Genomic DNA, 20,575 nt, shown 5'->3' on the forward strand with positions numbered 1-20,575 from the left:
GCCGCGAGCTAATATCCAAAGTAAAATCGCCAAAGCAAAAGACAAAATTTTTAACGTCCAGTTTTTTGTAAAAAATTCTTTCATTTTTTTATAAACTTTATTTTGTTGTTTCTGTGTTTTCTTCCGGTTGTTTGTCTTCTTTGAAGTCGCATTCTTTGTTGCTGCATTTTATGTATATTTTACTCTTTGTAAATTTTTCTACAAGTGGTTTTCCGCATTTAGGGCAATATTCTCCAGTCGGTTTATCCCAAAAAGCTTCTTTGCATGTTGGATATTTGCTGCAAGAATAAAAGATTTTTCCTTTTCTTGTTCTTCTGACCAGTATTTCTCCGTCACAACCTTCCCTTGGACATTTTATGTTTAAGCTTTGAACTATTGCTTTTGTGTATTTGCAATCCGGGAACCCCAAGCAAGCTTTAAATTTACCGTATCTACCTGTTTTTATGACTAGAGCTTTTCCACAGGTGGGGCATTTTTCATCTGTGGGAATATCCTGATTAAGTTTCTTCATCTTTTCGCCTGCAATTTTTAAATTTTTTTCAAAAGGCCCGTAAAATTCTTTAAGAATTGAGACATAATCCATTTTGCCGGTTAGTATGTCATCTAATTCGTCTTCCATATGCGCCGTAAACTGGTAGTCCATAATTTCCGGAAAAAATTCATCAAGAAGTTTTGTAATTGTTTGTCCAAGTTCGGTAGGGAAAAAAGTTCTTTGTTCTCTTAATACATACCCTCTTGTTTCTATTGTATGTAGCGTTGGCGCATATGTTGAAGGACGTCCGATTCCCCTTGCTTCCAATTCTTTGATAAGTGAAGCTTCGTTAAATCGCGGAGGTGGTTCCGTGAAATGTTGTTTTGGCTCGATTTTTTCCAGATTCAATATGTCTCCGATTAAAAGATCAGGCAGAATTATCCTTTCCTCCTGTTCCTCTTTTTCCTCTTTTTCTTCCATCGATTCAAAATATAGTTGTATAAAACCCGCAAATTTGATTACGGATCCTGTTGCTCTGAAGATATGTTCTCCGGCGCTTATATCTATTGTCGTTCTATCCATTATTGCGGGATTCATCTGACATGCGACAAACCTGTTCCATATAAGAGTATAAAGTTTTAATTGGTCTTCCGTTAAAGTCTCTTTGATTGTGTTTGGTATATTTGCAATGACTGTTGGGCGTATGGCCTCATGTGCATCCTGCGCTGATTTTTTTGTTTTGAAAAACCTAGGTTTGTCTGGCATAAAATTGGGGCCGAAGGTTGAATCGATGTAATTTCTGACAGCATCAATTGCTTCTTTTGCAATACGAACAGAGTCTGTTCGCATATAGGTTATATGTCCTTCTTCATAGAGTTGCTGTGCGATGGACATTGTTTTTCCTGCGGAAAAACCCAGCTTTCTTGCGGCATCCTGCTGAAGCGTAGATGTGATAAATGGAGGGGATGGGTTTCTTTTTTGTTCTTTTTTCTGGATATCTTTGACTATAAACTGGCTGTTCTTAGATTCGGATGTTATTTTTTGCGCGGAATTTTCATCAGGAATGATCTCTTTTGAAAAATATTTGGCTTGAAAAAAGCGACGATTCGAATCTTCACCTTTGTCGGAATTTAAAGAGGCTTCAATGCTCCAATATTCTTGAGGTTTGAATGCTTTGATCTCATTTTCCCGCTCACAAATTAATTTTACGGCAATTGATTGAACGCGGCCTGCCGACAATCCTCTTCTTACTTTTTTCCATAAAAGAGGAGAGAGTTTATATCCGACAAGTCTGTCTAAAACACGTCTTGCCTGCTGAGCGTCAACTCGTCTTATATCTATTTTTCTTGGATGTTTTACCGCGTTTGTTACCGCTTCTTTTGTAATTTCATTAAACTCTATTCTCTTGATTTTGCTGTCGGAGTCAAGTAAAAATTTAAGATGCCAGGCAATTGCTTCTCCTTCACGGTCCGGATCTGGCGCAAGGTAAATTACAGCAACCTTTTCTGCCGCGGTTTTAAGGGTTTTTAATATTTTCCCTTTTCCTTTTATGGGAATATACGTGGGTTCAAAGTTGTTCTCAATATTTACCCCAAGTTTGCTTTTTGGGAGATCTCTAACATGACCTGCGCAAGCCAATACTTTAAAATCTTTACCCAAGAATTTCTCCAAAGTCTTTGCTTTTGCAGGTGATTCAACGATTACAAGGCTTTTCATTATATATAGATGGTAACATGCTCTCTTTTAATCTGTCAAATTTTAAATAAATTCATAAAAAAATGATTTGCCTGTTTCCAAGAGGGAGTAACAACCTCCTCTTTTGGTGCTATAATTGTTAATGTGAAGAAAATTGATATTAAAAGTTGTACTCTTTCTGAATTGGAAAAGACATTAAATCTTCCAAAGTTCCGTTCGAAACAGATTTTTCATTGGTTGCATCAAAAGCATGTTACTTCATTTAATGAGATGACAAATATTTCTTTTGAGCTTCGAAATGAGCTTGAAAACAGATTTTATATTTATACTCCTAAAATTAAGAAAACCATAAAATCTAAAGACGGCACCATAAAATATCTTTTGGAGCTTGAAGATTGTGAACATATAGAGTGTGTTGTTCTTAGGGATAGAAAAGGGCGTCAATCAGTTTGCGTTTCCAGCCAAGTTGGCTGCGCGCTAGGATGCCATTTTTGCGCTACCGCGAAAATGGGGTTTACGAGAAACCTTTCCGTCTCTGAAATATTGTCCCAAGTCTATCTGATTGCCGCTCAAAATTGCAAACCCCACAACCATAAGACCATAAATAATATAGTATTCATGGGGATGGGTGAACCGTTTTTGAACTATGACAATGTTTTGAAGGCAATTAAAATCCTTAATTTCAGTGAAGGGATAAATATTGGAGCCCGCAAAATTACCATCTCTACCTGCGGATTTGTCGATGGAATTAGAAAACTTGCCGAAGAGGAGATTCAGGTTAGATTGGCGGTATCATTAAATGCTGCTGTCGATAAAATTCGTTCATTATTGATGCCTATAAATAATACTTACCCTTTAAGGAAATTGAGAGAGGCTATTTTGTTTTATCAGAAAAAAACAGGACGGCGAGTTACATTGGAATATATTTTACTCGATTGTGTTAATGACTATCTTGAAGATTTGGAATCTTTAGCAGATTTCTGCAGGGGGTTAAACGTTAATGTAAACCTTGTCCCCTACAACTTTTTAAAAGGGACGTTTAAAGGATCTCCAAAGAAGATTGTTGAAGTTTTTATCAATGAGTTAAGCAAGCGGGGAATAGAGGTTGTTGAACGTATAAGTAGAGGGGGGGATATAGAAGCGGGGTGTGGGCAGCTTGCCTTCAGAGCGTAGGAGTTTACCCCGATTATGAGACTGTTGCATAATGGTCATTCCCGTGAAAACGGGAATCTATTTCTCAGAAAACAACCCCGATTATAATAATCGGGGTTAAGATGGATCCCCCGCTTTTGCGGGGATGACAAATTGCAAAAACTATTATTACACAACAAGCCCATTATTTGCATTTTTATCTTCTCTGATTTTACGACAAAATTGTCTAAAATATGATACAATATTGTAGCTATGGTTATAAGCAAAATAAAAGGAAAAATTTTGATTAATATAAGCAATGCTTTGTCTTCTTCGTTAAATCTTGAAGAGACGTTAGGGTCTATTTTTAGAGTGTTGTCCGAGACTCTTGAAATGGAAAGAGGGACGATTACACTTGTTGATCCTATAACCAATGAATTAAAGATAGAAGTTGCTCATGGTTTAACTAAAGAAGAAAAAGAGCGGGGGAGATATAAGATTGGAGAAGGGGTTACAGGGAAGGTTGTAGAAACGGGGGCGCCTATGGTTGTGACAGATGCTAAATCAAATCCTCTTTTTTTGAACAAAACGAAAGCCAGGAAGGGGCTTGAGGATAAAAATTTTACATTTTTGTGTGTTCCCATTAAAGTTAGCAATAAAGTTATAGGAGCTTTGTCTGTTGACCGTCTTTTCGAAAAAGATGTTTCTTACGAAGAGGATCTTAATCTTTTGACGATTATTGCTTCGATGGTGGGACAGGCTGTCAAAGTGCGTGAACTTGCAGAAAAGGATAAACAGGCAGTTGTTTCGGAAAATGTAATGTTAAGAAGGGAACTTAAGGGGAAATATAAATTTGACAACATAATTTACAGCTCTTCTGTTATGCATAAGCTTTTGGAAGGGGCCATGCAGGTTGCGGAAAGCAACGCGAATGTGCTGATAAACGGTGAATCCGGAACCGGAAAAGAATTAATAGCTTCTGCTATACACTATAATAGCGCAAGAGTAAACAAACCTTTTGTTAAAGTTGCGTGCGCGGCGCTTCCCGAAAGTTTATTGGAATCGGAGCTTTTTGGCTATGAAAGGGGCGCTTTTACAGGAGCGCTTGACCGTAAAATAGGCCGATTTGAGCTGGCGGATCAGGGGACGATTTTTCTTGATGAAATAGGCGATCTGACCCCTGCTACGCAGGTTAAACTTTTAAGAGTGCTTCAAGAGAGGGAGTTTGAACGGCTTGGAGGGACAGAGACAATAAAAATAAATGTTAGGGTTATTTGCGCGACCCATAGAGATTTGGATAAAATGGTAAGAGAAGATAAATTTCGTGAAGATTTATATTATAGAATAAATGTTTTTTCCCTTGTTATCCCTCCTTTACGTGATAGAAAGGAAGATATATCTCTTCTTGTTGAACACTTTATAAAAAAATATTCGAAAGGCAATAATAAAAAACTAAAAGGGATAAGCAAGGCCGCGCTTAATATTTTAATGAACCATAATTGGCAGGGAAATGTTCGTGAGCTTGAAAATGTTGTAGAGAGGGCTGTTGTTTTGTGTAAAAAAGATTTAATTACACCGCAGGAACTTCCGCCGAATCTAGTTTCAAAAGAAAAGCTCAATAATCTGGAGTCGGGAGGGATAACTCTTCCTGAAATTGTTGAAGCGCTTGAATCTCAAAAGATAAAAGACGCTTTGGAAAAATGTAAGACTCAAAGGAATGCCGCTAAATTTTTGGGGATTACGGAGAGGATGTTGGGGTATAAAAGACAGAAGTATAAGATTGGTGGTTGATTATTATTTGGAGGTTTATATGTCCCAAATTTTCTCTTTAATTAGAGAAAGGGCATTTGGGGTAATTAGCGGGGACTGTTGCGAAATATATAATTAGGGTGACATTTTGCAACAGTCCCTAGTGATAAAATTATGGAGAAACAGCAATTATGAAGCTTGCTTTAGCGCAAATTAATCCGACAGTTGGTGATCTTGACGGGAATACTCGAAAGATTATTGACTATATAAATAAGGCAGAAAAAGAGAGAGCAGATATTGTTGTATTCCCTGAACTTGCAATTACAGGATATCCGCCGGAAGATCTTCTTTTAAAAGATCAATTTGTCATGGATAATTTATCCTGTTTTACAAAAATAAAACAAGCATCGGATAAAATTGCTGTTTATATAGGGTTTGTCGATAAGAAGGGAAAAGATCTTTTTAATGCAGCTGCTTTTATTGTTGATTGCGAAGTCAAAAAGTTGTACCACAAAATTAATCTTCCAAACTATTCCGTCTTTGATGAGAAGCGATACTTTAAAGACGGGAAAAACTATTCTATCGTAAATTATAAAGGGGAAAAAATTGGACTTGGAATTTGTGAAGATATTTGGGTAAAAGATAGTCCTTATCTTGAGGCTTCAAAGGCTGGAGCCTCGATTATGCTTAATATAAATGCTTCCCCTTATCATCTTGGAAAGATTAAAGAGCGAGAAAAAATTTTAGGGAAATTAGCAAAGAAGACAAAGGCTTATATTGTCTATCTTAATATGGTAGGGGGGCAAGACGAGCTTGTCTTTGATGGCGGAAGCATGGTCTTTGGCCCAAAAGGGGAGAAGGTTGCTTCTGCTATCCAATATAAAGAAGAACTGCTGTTTGTTGATCTCGGGCAAAAGAACAAAACAGCGCCATGGCTTGACCGATCTTCTGAAATATATAATGCTCTTATTTTGGGGACTTCTGATTATGTCAAAAAGAACGATTTTTCTGATGTTTTAATAGGTTTGTCGGGGGGGATCGATTCCGCATTAACTCTTGTTATCGCCTGTGATGCTTTAGGAAAAGATAAAGTTCATCCTGTTTTTATGCCTTCGCAATATACGGCGAATCAAAGTTATAAGGATGCCAGAAAACTTTGTGAGAATTTAGGGATTGAAATGATAGAGATTTCAATAAAAGATCTTTTTAATGTTTACTTAAAAGAACTCGCGCCTCATTTTAAGGGGATGGTTCAGAATATCGCAGAAGAGAATCTTCAGGCTCGTATTCGCGGCAATTATTTAATGGCGTTATCCAATAAATTTGGTTGGCTTGTTTTGACTACCGGAAATAAATCGGAAATGTCGACAGGCTATTGCACGCTTTATGGGGATATGTCAGGAGGATTTTCGGTTTTAAAAGACATTTCAAAGACTTTGGTGTATGAATTGTCTAACTTTCGAAATAGCGCGTGGAAAGAAAAAGGCTTAATTCCTCAATCTATAATTGATAGACCTCCGACGGCAGAGTTGAAGCCCGATCAAAAAGATCAGGATACCCTTCCTCCTTATGATATTTTAGATAAAATTATGCACTCTTATGTGGAAGAGAACAAATGTGGATGGGAGGTTTGTAAGATTCATGGAATAGATAAGAAGATTGTTGATAAAATTGTAAAAATGATAGATTTTTCTGAGTATAAGAGGCGCCAAACCCCTCCCGGGCCTCGCATAACCCCTCGTGCGTTTGGCAAGGATTGGAGATTGCCGATTACTAATAGGTATTTCCGTTGAGTCTTTGGACGGTTAACCTCGATTAGGATAATCGGGGTTAATGAACAGGAAGGCTTATATGATGGATTAACACTTCTTTGACTTCATCAATTTTATTGCTTAAATTTGTTTCAACTCTATCCATTTTTTGATCTAGTCCATCCATTCTTCGATCTAGTCCATCTAGTCTTATTTCAACGCCATCGATTCTTTTGGATAGTTTTTGATCAACATCATCTATTTTATTAGTTAATCTTATTTCAACATCATCAATTTTATTATTTAATGCTTTGATTGCGAAGCTATTTGCTTTTATAGCGAGGCTATTTGATTCAATTTTTTCCATCAATCTATCTTCTGTGTTTTTAAGGTCGCTTTTTGTAACATAGTCCTTTTTAAGTATGAGATTGATCTTGGAGTTGATATCTTCCAGTATAATTTCAAAATGTTCTTTTTTTAGTTTTTCTTTCGGCATATTTTTAGTTTTTTTATTCTATCATAATTGCGTAAAATTTTCATTTTTTTAAGTTTGTTCACCCCGATTAGGAAATCGGGGTTAGATCTATTTGTTAGTTGGCCCCCGACTGGCTAAATGTTGTTTTTAAACGGGCTTATCTTTTTTTTAACGAAAAAACAAGCACAAAATCTAAAACCAAAAAGAAAAACGTTATAATATAGAGAATATAATCTTTCATAAAGTTAAAAACCCCTTCATTTTTTTACTAAAAACACCCATAAAAGTACTATAAAAGCTAATATGGCTGCTGCCAAGTAAAAAGTTAAAAGATCCATATTTATTATTCTCCTTTTTTTGATAGGTTTACAGCTATTACTAAAAATAATGCTGTCATTATAATTCCCATCAAAAAAGTAAGCCAAGGCACTTTTCCGACGGCACTTGGCACAAAAACTCCAACTACTAAGGAAGCAAAGATTAATTTTGCACAATCGAGGAAGAAATCTCCTAAAACCTTAGATTCTTTTTTGTCTAGCATTTGTATAAATTCTATATTTTTTTTATGCATAATGCAAGTTTTTTAGATTTGATTACGATAATACAAACGAGAGAAAAACTAAGTAGCGCCAGATTGTAAATCGCCTGTTATTTAGAATTTGGTTATAGAATAGACAAGAATGTTTTGACAGGCTTGTCTTTGTTTTTATGGAGGTAAATTATGTCAAATCCGTCAGGCCCGATTTCTGTGAAAATAGATTCTTCAAAAACTTCTTCTATACATGATGGATCTACTCAAGGATTAGTAACAGGGCTTGTTAATCTTGCTAAACTTGGTTTAATTGTCGTAATTTCAGGCACAGAGATCTCTATAGGATCTGATGGTGTTGATACTCCCGCTGAAAGACAAAAGATTATAAATGCGCTGGAAACGTATTGCAGGGACAACAGATTATCAGGTCAAGCTAAAAAAGATTTTTATTCTAAAATTGCGGGTAACTTGAAATTTATTTCAGAAGCACTCAGCAATAATCCTGAAAGCAAATATAATCTTGAAGTAGTGCAACGCGCTTTAAAAGATACAAAAATATCGATTGATTATATTGCAAAAGTAGATACAACGAAGGAGGCAGATTCTTTTATTGAAATACTTATTGAAGGAAAAAAATGGACACCTAAGCAATTTGAAAAAACAATTATTGACGCGTTAAATAAAATTGACCTGGGGAGTGGCGCTACGATAGAGTCAATAACTTCAAATGATGCATATAAGGCTCTAAAAGATACTGATGTCTCTGGGTTGTGGCAAGGGACAGAAAGAATAATTTATGATGCAAAGAAAAAAGTTGAAGGGTTGGAGTTAGCAGCAAAAACAAAAGCTGCGCAAGAAGAGATTCAAAAGAAAGAGGCAAAAAAGACCGCTTTTTCTGATCATGTTAAAAATGATCCGGATTTGACTACTATTAATGAAAGATTAGGATCTGACGGCAAAATAGGGGGGCAAGATTATACCGTGGCAGAGATAAGTGAATATCTTCAGATTTCAGATAATAAAACTGTTCTTCGTGACAAAGTTTTGGCCGCTGTAAAGGCAAATCCTTCAATATTAACATCGCTAAATAATCTTGCTCCCCTGGTTTTGGACTCAGGGGAGGTTTTAGTTGCGTTTAGTGATAAAGGGAAAAACTATGCTTTTGTTATAAAAAAAGAAACGGGTAGTTGGACAGGTTTGCCGGAAGGATATGTTGCAAAAGATGGAACTGATAGCAAACCAGTCATATATAGATCGGGAAAAACACTTAGCAAAGGGTTAAATCGTATTGCCAGAGCGTTGACTCCTGATTCAAAAGAAGAAAAATTGTTAGGATCTTATCCAGACCATCGCATTTTAGCTACTGTTGTAATGGGAAGTTCTTCTGGTTCTACGGGTGCTACCGTGGGATTGACTTCTTCATCTTCTTCATCTGATCCGTCTATCCCTGCCGAATATTTTAGAGATTATTCAAAAAGTGGCAAAACACTTTGGGTATGGAGGGATGTTGATAGAGACGAAAAAATTGACAAGGGGGAGGAACAGCATAGTTTAACCGTTTATGTAAGGGGGAGAGATGGAAGCTGGATAAAAATAGAGACCGGATTAAATGATGTAAACTTTGACCTTTCAGACGCAAAGATGAACGCGGAAGCTTCATCTGTTGAAAGAGATGGCGAGATAGACAGTGGGGAGAGGGATGAGAGGGAGAGGATGATTCTTGAGTATGCAGGTTACTACGGAATTTCATACGAAAAGGGATCGGAGGCCTTTGCCAAAGCGACTTCATTCTTTATGGTTTCGCGAAAAGCGTTGCGTGAGGCAAGGGGCGAAATTGTAGTTAAATCTTCTGAACTTGTAGGATTATCTGCGGAGGATGCACGAAAAAAACTTGAAGCTCTTAAACTCTATCATAAAGATATAATTGATGTGGTTATAAAATCATGGGATGAGATTAAAGATAGCGCGGATAGAATAGCGGGAAAGATACTCTCTTGTTTTGCCGCCAAAAAGACGGGGCTTTATGACATATTCGAAATAAATAGAGACGATCTCAAAAATATGATCCCTTATAATAATGAGATATACACTAAAGAGAAATTGCTGGAATATTTGAGGGGGGGAGAGGTTACAAAGAGTGGGGAGGGGAAGAAGCCGGAAGAGAAAAACGCTATGGATAAGAATATACGTTCTGTTAGAATGGCTTTGGCTCAGCGTGATTATGATCAGGCTACAGATAACTTAATTAGTATTTTATCACAATTGAGGGAAAATAAATCGGAGAAGGTTTCTATTCCGCTTGGAGATAAAGAGATACCTGAGTGTTCATGGCGTTTTGCTTATGGTTATTTTCTTGAACAATTTTTGTATGCAGAAGAGGGCGGTAAAATAGATTTCAGTTCTTTGGCTCCAGAAAGAAAAACAAAATTAATAGCTGAGTTGGATAGCTATTTAACAGAGCCATCCTCCTTTATTACTTCTGAAGGAAAGACAAATCTGGATTTAGTTAAGCAAAAAATTAGGATTGTATTGCTTGTCGCCGGATGGAAAAAAGATGGAAAAGAAGATCCTAGTGCAATTCAGACGTTTATCGATAGACATCTCTCCAGCGTATGGTCTTTGCCTATCTGGGCAGGACACGAAAAAGAAAGAGGGAGCCTTGCTAAACAGCTTGCAGAGTTTAAGGCGGGGCTTTTTATTTCTAAAAAAGGAGATAACTTTGAGGTTGCCAGCGGGTTAAATATAGAGCGGGAGCTTGAAGTAATAGTTGAAAATTGGGGAGAGACATTTGTTGCTTCATTCAAAACTCAGGAGGGTGATCAACAATCAATGAATACCACTATTGGTCTATCAATATCCACTCAAATTTCTCTTGCTAATGGTAAATTAACAGGCGAAAGTCCGACGCCTCCTTCTCAGGACGATGCTGTTGCAGCTTATATTGCTCAAGGATTGTATGGCAATGAATCAAGAGGAGCTACAATAAAACAAAAAGATGGAGATAAACTTTTCACTGATACAAAAGAGTCGCAAGATGAGAATTATAAGGCGGTTTTTGAGCCTGGGGAGAAGAAACCATCCAAGCCGAAAAAAGGTAATGGAAAGGGCGCTGTAAAAGATGGGAAAGACAATAAGAAAGGAAAAACAGGTGCGGAGAAAGCTGGGGAATCACCATCACTTCCTGGTGTTCCACCAACCGAAGAAAAAAAGGAGGAAGTAGCCAAGGAGGCAGTACCCACAACCATTACGTTGTCGAATAATATTAGTGCAATATGTACTTTGCGTGGGGATAAGATTACCGCGAAAATTGGAAATAACGAACGAGTTGTGGCAAAGAAAAAAGGAGATAAATGGGTAAGTGATTTTCATAGATATGGTCTTGGGCTAGGAGAAAATTTTAGAATAGAATTAGAAAATGCGATAAACTCACAATTTGGAATTACGATTGACTGGAAGTAGATTGCCAAAGGATAAAGATTAACCCCGATTATCATCTAAAAAATCCATTTTTTTGACATTTTCGCGCAAGTTTTTAGGCTCTAAAACCGATTATATCAGTGTAGAAACCAGATAAAGAGACCTTTTTTTCGGATTGCCTGTTTCTGAAAATAAAGGGTAAGATTATTATTTTTTGGGTTTAAAGCTCGCAAATTAACAGGCGAGCTTTTTGTTTTATAAGCGGAGAAAAATATGAGCGAAGCCGGAAAAATAGAAGGACAACAAGGTGTAGTACAAAAGAGTGTTGACGACACACTTTTAAATCTTGCCAGTTTACTTGTAAATCCTCTATCTGAGTATGGGATAGATCTTTTTTCAAGGGATGATATTTTAGATGATATAAAACAATTTTTTTCTGGTGAAGGGATAGCAATTACAAAAGCTTCTGTTGAAAACTACATAAAATGGTTAATTGCGAATAGAGATAAATTTGAGATTATAAAAAGACTAAAGAATGATTTCGGTGTTGATTTATATGTCAGTAACAATGGAGTAAAATCTCTTAAATCTACGCTAGAACAACTTGATCGGTTTCTTTCTAATGTTTTTGGCGATAAAAAACCCTCAAAAGATGATGTTGATATCCTTTTTTCCCGCTATGAAAATTTTCAAAAGGGATTGAGAGTCTATTCGTATCTTCCTCCGGCGGAAGAAGCCCCCTCTTCATTGACAGACCAGGATAAGCAATCTATGCGTGAAAGGGCCTCCAGCTTGATTCCTTTCGGTCTCGATTTTTTTAGCGAATCAGACAGTGATGAAGTTATAATTTCCAGAATTTACGGATTTATGCGGAGCATGGGGGTGGAAGAGGTAGAAAGTTTTGATAAATTTGTGAGTTTTCTAAAAAATTTAAAGAGTGGAAATGCTGATGAACAGGCAGAGGCATTGAAGCTCCTTTTTCAAGCCAAGGTCGACTCCAAAGAATCACCTAGTTTTATAACCGCGGCGTGGAAAAAAGGATCGGAGGTTACAAATCTTGAGCTTTTGGGAGAAAAAATATCTCAAGGCTATAATCTTTTAGTCTTTCAGAAAGAGGACAAGAGCAATGTATACTTTTGGATCTCTTCCGGTGGGGAGATTTCCGCCTTAACGAAAGATGAAAAGGACATTCTTGAGAAGAGTAGTTTAACCCCTCTTTTGCAGAAAGGGATATTTACAAGAGAAAATGATCCTCTTTCAAGTTATATATCAATTAAAAAGGCCGGATTAGAGACTGTTTTGGCTTATCAGGCGCTTATAAACGGGGTTAAGCCAGAGACCATAAGAGGATTGCAGACACTAAAGACCGAAGGGCATACCATAAAAGAGATTATGAAGCAGTTGGAAGAACTCGCGAAAAAGGTCTCTGATTCGGTTGATGTCGCAAACAGGGCAGCGACTCCCGCAAAAGAGGCTATAGAGGCATATCAGAAAGCTAATAAAGAATTAAATGAAATTTTTAGCCAGAGGGGAAGAATTGATGGCAGGCAATTTGCAAGCAAACTTGCTGAATCTACCAGAATTAGAAGAGAAGCGCTTGAGAAAAGGGATAAGGCTATAGAAGCTGAGAACAGGGCAAAAGGAAATCAAAAAGGTTATTTGAAGGAGATAGAAAATCTTTGCGAGAGACTTGGGGTTGAAAAAGAAGAACTGGAAGACAACAAGCTTTTAGGTTTTTTGCAGGCGCTTGATGATTCGGACAGCTTTGCCGCAGATGTCGATCTTTTATCTGTTGCAAACAGGGTTTACGGGCTTGGAAAAAAATCTGGAATTTCTGTTGATGAATCGGGTTCTCTGGTAGCAGTTGTCGACAGAGATGTTTTTGCAGCAATACTCCCTCAAAAAACTTCAGCCTCTGATAAATTGAAAAAGGCTGAAAGGGATGGGATGAAAGGGGTCTCCCTTTCAAACCCCCAGATATTAAAAGATTTTCCTATAATTTTAATAAAGGCGACTCTTTTGGGAGTTGAGGGCGATCCTTATTTGGATAGAGTCGATCTTTCGACAGAAAGACTTTCATCTCAAGAACTTGGGTGTGTTGCTGATCTTTTTTCTCCGAAATACAGCGTCTCTTCACTTGCCTTTTCTGATGATGAAGGGCTAAATCAGAATCTGGCTGATAACTTAATACAGGAACAGATCAGAAATGCTCCGGATGAAAAGACAAAAAAAATCTTTGTAAAGCTTTTAGCCTGTTTAAAGTCAGATGACAAGACCTCTTTTTCCGCGGATGAATTAAATTTATTAAGAGATTTTTTAATCGCTTTAATAAAAGACGATAAGGACTCAGATGCTACCCATAACCCCCTATTAGGAAATCGGGGTAAAGAGATATGGACGACCCTTTATGATAAGGTTTTTACCGATACGGGTTTTTCTTTCAGGGTGGTTTGTGGCAGAGGGGGGTTGAGCGCCGAAGACAGAGAGAGACTCCTTGTTTTTACCGAAGATTATCCGACTTTTGAATTTACTACATTTGATCCCGAAGAGAACGACACAATAGAGATTATTAGAGTAAAAAGTATTTTGAGAACTATTGCTAAACAACTCAGTTTTTATGTGGGAAAAGATAAGGTTGAACTTCCTAAAAGTCTTGATGATGTGAGGGGGGTTATCGGGGGGATTGTGAGCGCGCTTGATGGCGTAATGCAGCAGATAAGGGATGCCGGAAAAATTACACAAGAGATTGAATTGCCTCAGGGGGTTGAAGAGCACCTCTGGTCTCTATATGTGTGGGATCATTTGGATGAGCCTGTAAGAGAAAGCTATCGAGAAGTTGTAGAAAGATTAAGGGTTTATAAAAATGATTTTGACCAAGCTGTTAAAGAGATAGAAGCAAAATCTAAAGAGATAGAAAAAAAATCAGAAGAGCTTGAGGCGGCTGAGAAAAACAATTCGGGCGTTCCAGCCAAAGACAAAGAAAAGCTTAGGAATGAATTAAAAAGTTTGAAAGATGACTTTAAACAGTTGCAGGATGCCGCAAAAGAGATAAAAAAATTGTTGCAAAAAAAGCAAGATTCTTTAATGGAGATATCCTGGAAAAACGGTTTGGACGGGAGGATTTCAAGCGAGAATGTTGGGATCATTTTAAGAGAGGCCGCGGAAGACGGAATCTTAGCTCAGCTTATCCCCGCTTTGCCGGCCTTGATGGTTGACCAGGATGATATGCGTTTAAACAGTGTTAGAGGGATAGACAGTCTCTCTGAGCTTGAGGCATTTGTTTTGGAGAAAATAGGCGTAGACGGCTGGGATTCTCTTATAAGGGATCCCGGAGAGAATATAGAAATTTCTATAGCAAAGAAGATTGTTTCTATATTACTTTCTCAGAAATATTTTAATAAGATAAGACAGGGAAATTCTGTCTTATCCGTTTTTTCTGTTCTCCCCCTTGTAAATACTGCTCGAACAGCGATCATGACGACTGTCGGATTTGCCAGTGTGGGTGTAGACGGATGGACAGAAGGGAGCGCCCCTAAAGATACGGTAACTTTTCCTCCGTATTTTTATAACACAATACTTTTAAAACAGTTGACGACTTTAACTCAGACCCTTCAGGCCGAACCTAATACAAACATTGCCCCATATGTCCACTTATTGTTAATTCAGCTTGGAATTAAAGACCAGTTCTATTTTTACGATCTGATAATGAGCGACGGGATGGGTAAGGTGACTTTTGAAGAGGTTAAGATGCTTGTTGAAGGACTGGTAAAACAGATAAACGGGTTTTCGCAGAATACGGACATATTGAAATTAATAGAGGGAAAACTTCCAGGTTATTTAAGGGACGGACTCTGGAAGGAACTTAGGGGCGCTGATCCTTGGGGGGCTATTTTTAAACCTGAAGGAGACAGTAAAACAGGGTTTGAACTTTACTTAAGTGATAAATTTGGAGAGAAGGTTTTCGAACTTATTAAACTCTGTTTTTCTATTTTGGAGGCCGAGTCGGACTTTCTCTCTCCGTCTCTTAAAACGACATCGGGGGGACATATAGGGGCTCAGGAGATAGACAGAAGCCTGAAAAACGGCATTGTCTTCAGGCCTAACCCTTCACAGGGATTTATTGCCAGATCGATTGATACTGCGGTTGATATATATTCAACTCCTGAGGTTGGTTCTCTAGTGCTTGGAAGCGCTTCAGAAGTTTTGCGTTCAGGATTGGATGCTACTACGGGATTTATAAGCGGATCGATTGATACTGCGGTTGATATATATTCAACTCCTGAGGTTGGTTCTCTGGCGCTTGGAAGCGCTTCGGAAGTTTTGGATGCTATCCCATCATTCTGGGATGGTGTAAAGTTTGCCGGGAATTTCTTCTATGGGATGACAGACACAGCTTTGACTTTCTGGTCCATGCCTCCTACATTCTTTCAATTAGGAGCCCAGTACACAAAAGATATTGTGGAGGGGATATTGGAAGTTAAGAGGACGGGGGATTGGTCAAAGCTTCTTGAAGCCGGAAAATCTTATGTCGGATTAGTAGGCGGGGTTATTACATGGATGACTTATCCCGTTGAATATTTTGAAGAGGGGATGCAGATGTGGAGGGAGGCTAACGCTGCTGAAGAGGAGGGGAATGATGACGAGGCATCTAAATTAAGAGCGAGGGCTTTAGGTTCGTTTTTAGCTATGGCAGGTTTTTCGCTGCAGGTATTGAGGATGCACCTCTACAGGGTAAATGAGATTCGAAACTTTTTAATGTGCAGACCGACTATGTTGAGGGAGCCAGGCGGTATATTTGCCTGGCCTCTGCGCGCAACAGAAGAGTTGTTGCTTCGCCCTGCCAGATTCGGAATTGACCTTGCATGGTCGCCGGCCAGGAGGCAGTATGGTGAGGGTTGGTTCTGGGGGAGTTTGAGGAGTGGTCTTGAGGGTTTTGATTCAGGGATAGAGGGGATTTCTTCTTCAAGGGCAGGAGTTTCCAGATGGTTTGGAGACAAATTTTCCTTTAACCCTTCCTCTAAAAACAGGACTTCTATGCAATGGTTAGGTGGAGCAAAGACTCTTGTCTGGGATTGGTATTATAAAGATTTTGTAAGTCTTGAAGCTCAGAGCAGCTATCTCTCTCTTGGAAATAGGTTCTCTGTTTCAGGTTTTAACGCAGGCGAATATATGGAATTGATGCGGATGCTTGATACTGCCAGTTTAGAGTTGGATGGCTTGAGTATCAAGGATAGGATGAAAAAAGCCAGTTTTATGAAGAGTCATAATATAAAACCTATGGACATATCGTTATCTCAAGGGACTTTATTGACACTTGAACAGGGGCCGGACGGTAAGTTTGTTTATGTGGATGGGGATCCTCTTGTCTTTGCAAATAGAGATAAAAACTTAAGAAAAAATTTACCTAAAACAGTGACTGTGCCGATAGATGGAATTGACGGCGCAACTCAAGAGATGCCTGTAGGGGAAATTAAAGTTGTAGCTGGAAATACCACAGAAATTAGAATTTACCGGGGGGCTTTAGAAGTTGAATATGCCTCTCTGATTGTCGGTGAGGATCTTTTAAAAACAGATAGGCCTGTTGATTTTTCAGCTCCTATTGGAAGATTAGGGAAAGCTATGGGAAGTATCAGTAGTATTCCTGATCCGGCGCCTCCTGAACCTATATATACACCTGACGAGAGGGTTGAAAAAGTTCGAAATGTAAGAGAGCGTGTCAAAACTATCGATTTAATTTGGGGAAGATATGACAATAAAGAGATAACAAGGGCTGATTTGGAAGGGGCTATGAGAGAGGGGCTTAAAACGGTGAGTTTTGAGGGACTTTCATTGGAAGATCAGATTAGATTAATGGACGAAACTGAAGTAGAAATTAAAGGGGGAACATACAAATTGGCTGAAGTCCGTTTGGCATGGGTAAGGACGCTTTTTAAAGAGATAAAAGGGATAACCTTGAGTACTCCTCAGATTGAAGCTATTTTGTTGATGCATAATCGCATTTCGGCCCAAATACAGACGGGGCAGGGGAAGACATTTATCCGTTGCGCTCTTGATGTTTTGGATCATGTTTTCGGAAGGAAGCTGTTCTCATTGACACATACAGATTTGACTGCGGAGGCTGACTTTAAAAGCAATATTGAAATTTATAGAGCGGCGGGAATGAAAGTTAAATTTGTCCGCCATACTGATGCGGGACTTGCTACAACTTTTAGAGATAACGACGTTATCTATACATCTGTAAATGATCTTGCTTTTATAGATCTTAACGGGTTGGTCTCTCCTGAAAAAGTGGTTGATATACCGTGGGAAGAAGGACTTTTTAGAGTTGATGAGTTTGACTTTATATATGTTGATGAAGGATTGACCCCATACGTGATGTCGGGTGGTGAGAAAGAGAAGGCTCAGGTTAAAGCGTGGCGTAAAGCAAATGAGACCGCAAAAAAACTGATAAAACTAAATAAAGCAGGCAGATCTATCTTTAGTATTAGAAACGGGGAAGGAGCTGTTTTAAATCCTGAGGCTGTATCTCAACGCCTATTTTTGGATGAAAAGGGGAATACTGTTTCCTGGAATGAACTTTCACTTGCTCAACGAAAAAGAATCTCTCAGTGCCTCGTTGCCTACAAGATGAAACCTGGCGAAGGGTATGAAATCAACCAGCTTACAAAAGATATTGTCCTTCTGGATGAAAAGACAGGTCAGGCAAAATACGGTTCGCAATATAGCGACGGACTTCAACAGGCTCTTCAGGCAAAACACGAAGGGAAAATAACGGGAACCCGTATAACCCCTGAAAATTCTACTATTGCCCAGGTTATGGCAAGGACACTAGTCAGAAGGATAAGAAATATGGTTGCCTCCTCAGGGACGTTGGATCAGATTAGCGCGGTTCTTGATCAGATGGGGATAGCTTATGAAAGAGTTCCAACTAATATAGTTACATACAAATGGCAAGCATTAACTCCAGAAGAAAAAGCAAGAGTTGAAGAGGCCGCAAGAATGGGAGGTAACGACGCGATCGAAGCTGTTTCAGAGGCAACATTAGAGAAGAATTTAACAGCTATAAAAGAAGAAGTGGAGGCTAAAAGGGGCGAATCTGTTCAAATTTTTGATAGGACCGAACCTGGGTTCAGAGATGTTCAGATTATAACATCCTCTGATTCCACTGGATCGGCTATTAGCAGAGCAGTTTTACGGCTTAAGGGAGCGGGGATAATAGCTACTAAGTTTATTCAACATGAGCCTGTAATGAATTTTGTGGCGGAAGTTAGCGCTGGGAAAGCTCCAAACTTAACCTTAATCCGTGAGAAAAAAATAGAGACAATCTTTATCCAAATGGAGATGGATCTGGAGAGGGGGAGACCGATTGTTGTCGGAGCTGATAGCCCAAAACTTGCTGAAGCTATTTATGGCTGCCTTGAAGGTAAATCAAAAAAATATATAAGTGATCCTGAAATATTAAAAAGGATAGAGGCTGTTGCCGCAAGAATAAGAGATGCAAAAAGAAGCGGGAGCCATTTTGGAAAGGTGAGAGTCGGCCTTTTGGCTCAGGGAGATGAGCACAAGTATCTTGATATTTTTGAGAGGCCTTTGGAGGAGAATTTTGACGTCTTAGTCACCACACTTGCGAGACGCGCGACCGATTTTAAATCAGAAAAACCTATAATTTTATATCTTGCCGATCAGGAGGTCGGGAGTTGGGGACATTGGCAGAAGGTTGGAAGAGTTGGTAGGCAGGGGACCGAAGCCATCTTAAGAATTTTTACATCTCCTGACAGTGGTTTGTATGGCACAAGATTGTGTAATTTTAATTTTGAGGCGGTAAGCTTTGATACTTCTGTTTTGGGTGAAATTAGAAACAGACTTTCGAACGTAGTTGATAGAGCAGGGAACTCTGTTTCACTTGCTGGAATAAATGAATTCTCTACTTTTAGGGATGTCTTCCTGCTGTTAAACAATGTTGATATTTCAGAAATCGATGGGTTTGCGGCGTGGTTCTTTGGAGAGGCGCAGAAGGCTTTTGATCGTGAGCTTATAAATATGTGGAAGAACGGGATAAAAGCAGAGAATCTTCTTCCTCAGGACATTCGCAATCAGCTTGAAGCTTTGAGGGAGACATTTGGTTCAAACGGAAGAAAACCTGGCAGATCGGAATTTGAGAAGAAGAGTTCAGCTGGAGATGTCTACAGAAGTAAGATTTTTAACAGTGTAAAGAGACAGTGTGAAACAGTGGTGGAGCAAGAGGTTGAGTTTTTATGGGGAAGGCTTAAAGGAGAGGGGAGTAGTATTATAGATCTTGCTCATGATAGAGCGACACTTTCAGCTGTCATTCGCACTCTTGCGAAAAAATTTAACGTAAAGATTGTTATCGATCTGCCGACTGCAGAGAACTTTGATTTACATGGTTTTGCTTCGAGTCTTGCAAGGGAGATTACTGGCAGACTTTTTGATTATAAGAAGATGCAGCTCAGAAATTTGAGCGGTGTTTTGGGGAACGCCTATGTCATGTTTCAGGAAGCGGCATTTGAGGCCGGAGTTGAGCTTGCGGCCAAATATGAATCGAGGAGCAAACTTGTTAAGACCTCTGAAAGCGAAACAGATGTAAGGAAGATTTATGAAGCTGAATATAGAGAAAAAATCGATAATCTGCTGGAGAGATTCAGGTCGCAGATAATTGAGGGGACAAAGAAGTTAAGAAAGATTGAGTCTGTTCCGGTTGTCGGTAGATATGGAATTGTGCGACACAGGTTTAAAGAAGAGATAAGGGTAGATGTTGGCTCTCTCTTGCATGGAGTTTCCACGGCTCCTGAACCTTTAAGGCCGTCTGATCCTTCTCCGGAACCTTCCGAAACAGGAGAGCCTCGTATTGTTGAATCCCGTGCTCCTGAACCTAAAATTATTGCGCCTCATGTAAGGGACGCGGCTCCGGCAATAGAAGGATTTAATATTGAAAGAGAGCTTAAAGCTTCAGGTTTATTGAGCGAAGATGCCAGCACGAGGGATGCTTTTAAAGGGACGACCGAAGAGTTTCAAAGGGCGTTTTTGGACAGAGTTGAAAGACGGGCTTTTAAAATTGAATTTAAAGAATATATCTCTTTTGCAGGACTTGAAGAGAGTGCGCTAAGAGCGATAGTTGGAAATACGTCCTCCAGATTAGTTTTTTATGGTGGAGTAAATGACTATCATGAACCTGTAATATATTGCGCTGACTTTTCTAGAAGAAATGTCTCTGAGAGTATAATAAATTTGGGGCCTAACGGCTTTGTGCGAAGAGAGGAATTGACACTTCCTACTCCTGTGCCTTCTCCTACATCTTCTCTTGCGCCTTCTCCTAGACCTCAAATAGTTTTTAC

7 protein-coding genes and 1 pseudogene are annotated in these 20,575 nt (G+C 38.8%); 5 read left to right on the forward strand and 3 right to left on the reverse strand.

Translation table 11 applies throughout. The features are described from left to right. Positions 1 to 97 precede the first annotated feature (97 nt). Positions 98 to 2,188, reverse strand: coding sequence for a DNA topoisomerase I (locus A2290_01365; GenBank protein ID OGC14680.1), 2,091 nt, complete (start codon positions 2,186 to 2,188; stop codon positions 98 to 100). 111 nt (positions 2,189 to 2,299) lie between these two features. Here A2290_01365 and A2290_01370 point away from each other — a divergent pair, with 111 nt between their 5' ends. The 3 genes from A2290_01370 to A2290_01380 all read left to right on the forward strand — a co-directional run bounded on the left by A2290_01370 (position 2,300) and on the right by A2290_01380 (position 6,840). After that, positions 2,300 to 3,340 carry a 23S rRNA (adenine(2503)-C(2))-methyltransferase gene (locus A2290_01370; GenBank protein ID OGC14681.1) on the forward strand — a complete coding sequence of 347 codons (1,041 nt, stop codon included), beginning with the start codon at positions 2,300 to 2,302 and terminating at the stop codon, positions 3,338 to 3,340. A 231-nt stretch (positions 3,341 to 3,571) separates the two neighbouring features. Continuing rightward, entirely contained in the window at positions 3,572 to 5,089 is a 1,518-nt protein-coding gene (locus tag A2290_01375) for a sigma-54-dependent Fis family transcriptional regulator (GenBank protein OGC14682.1), read from the forward strand. Between the two features lie 149 nt (positions 5,090 to 5,238). Beyond that, a complete protein-coding gene (locus tag A2290_01380) occupies positions 5,239 to 6,840 on the forward strand; it encodes a hypothetical protein (GenBank protein ID OGC14683.1) in 1,602 nt (533 codons plus the stop codon). A gap of 37 nt (positions 6,841 to 6,877) precedes the next feature. Here A2290_01380 and A2290_01385 read toward each other — a convergent pair whose 3' ends face one another. Together A2290_01385 and A2290_01390 are read right to left on the reverse strand one after the other, a co-directional pair. Then, positions 6,878 to 7,294: a hypothetical protein gene (locus A2290_01385; protein OGC14684.1), complete on the reverse strand. Its 417-nt coding sequence runs from the start codon at positions 7,292 to 7,294 to the stop codon at positions 6,878 to 6,880. Positions 7,295 to 7,616: 322 nt separating this feature from the next. Further along, complete coding sequence (locus A2290_01390; GenBank protein ID OGC14685.1) at positions 7,617 to 7,844, reverse strand: hypothetical protein; 228 nt, start codon at positions 7,842 to 7,844, stop codon at positions 7,617 to 7,619. A gap of 150 nt (positions 7,845 to 7,994) precedes the next feature. Between A2290_01390 and A2290_01395 the strand changes: the two genes are divergently transcribed. Beyond that, a complete protein-coding gene (locus A2290_01395; GenBank protein OGC14686.1) occupies positions 7,995 to 11,264 on the forward strand; it encodes a hypothetical protein in 3,270 nt (1,089 codons plus the stop codon). Positions 11,265 to 11,495: 231 nt separating this feature from the next. Beyond that, positions 11,496 to 20,575: pseudogene (locus A2290_01400) on the forward strand (hypothetical protein).

It is taken from the genome of candidate division WOR-1 bacterium RIFOXYB2_FULL_36_35 (genome assembly GCA_001771505.1).
GTDB lineage: Bacteria > Margulisbacteria > WOR-1 > XYC2-FULL-46-14 > XYC2-FULL-37-10 > XYB2-FULL-36-35.

Coding starts and splice junctions, on each gene's coding strand:
- A2290_01365 (OGC14680.1), bottom strand. CDS start 2,188: ATGAAAAGCCTTGTAATCGTTGAATCACCTGCAAAAGCAAAGACTTTG.
- A2290_01375 (OGC14682.1), top strand. CDS start 3,572: ATGGTTATAAGCAAAATAAAAGGAAAAATTTTGATTAATATAAGCAAT.
- A2290_01380 (OGC14683.1), top strand. CDS start 5,239: ATGAAGCTTGCTTTAGCGCAAATTAATCCGACAGTTGGTGATCTTGAC.
- A2290_01395 (OGC14686.1), top strand. CDS start 7,995: ATGTCAAATCCGTCAGGCCCGATTTCTGTGAAAATAGATTCTTCAAAA.
- A2290_01390 (OGC14685.1), bottom strand. CDS start 7,844: ATGCATAAAAAAAATATAGAATTTATACAAATGCTAGACAAAAAAGAA.
- A2290_01385 (OGC14684.1), bottom strand. CDS start 7,294: ATGCCGAAAGAAAAACTAAAAAAAGAACATTTTGAAATTATACTGGAA.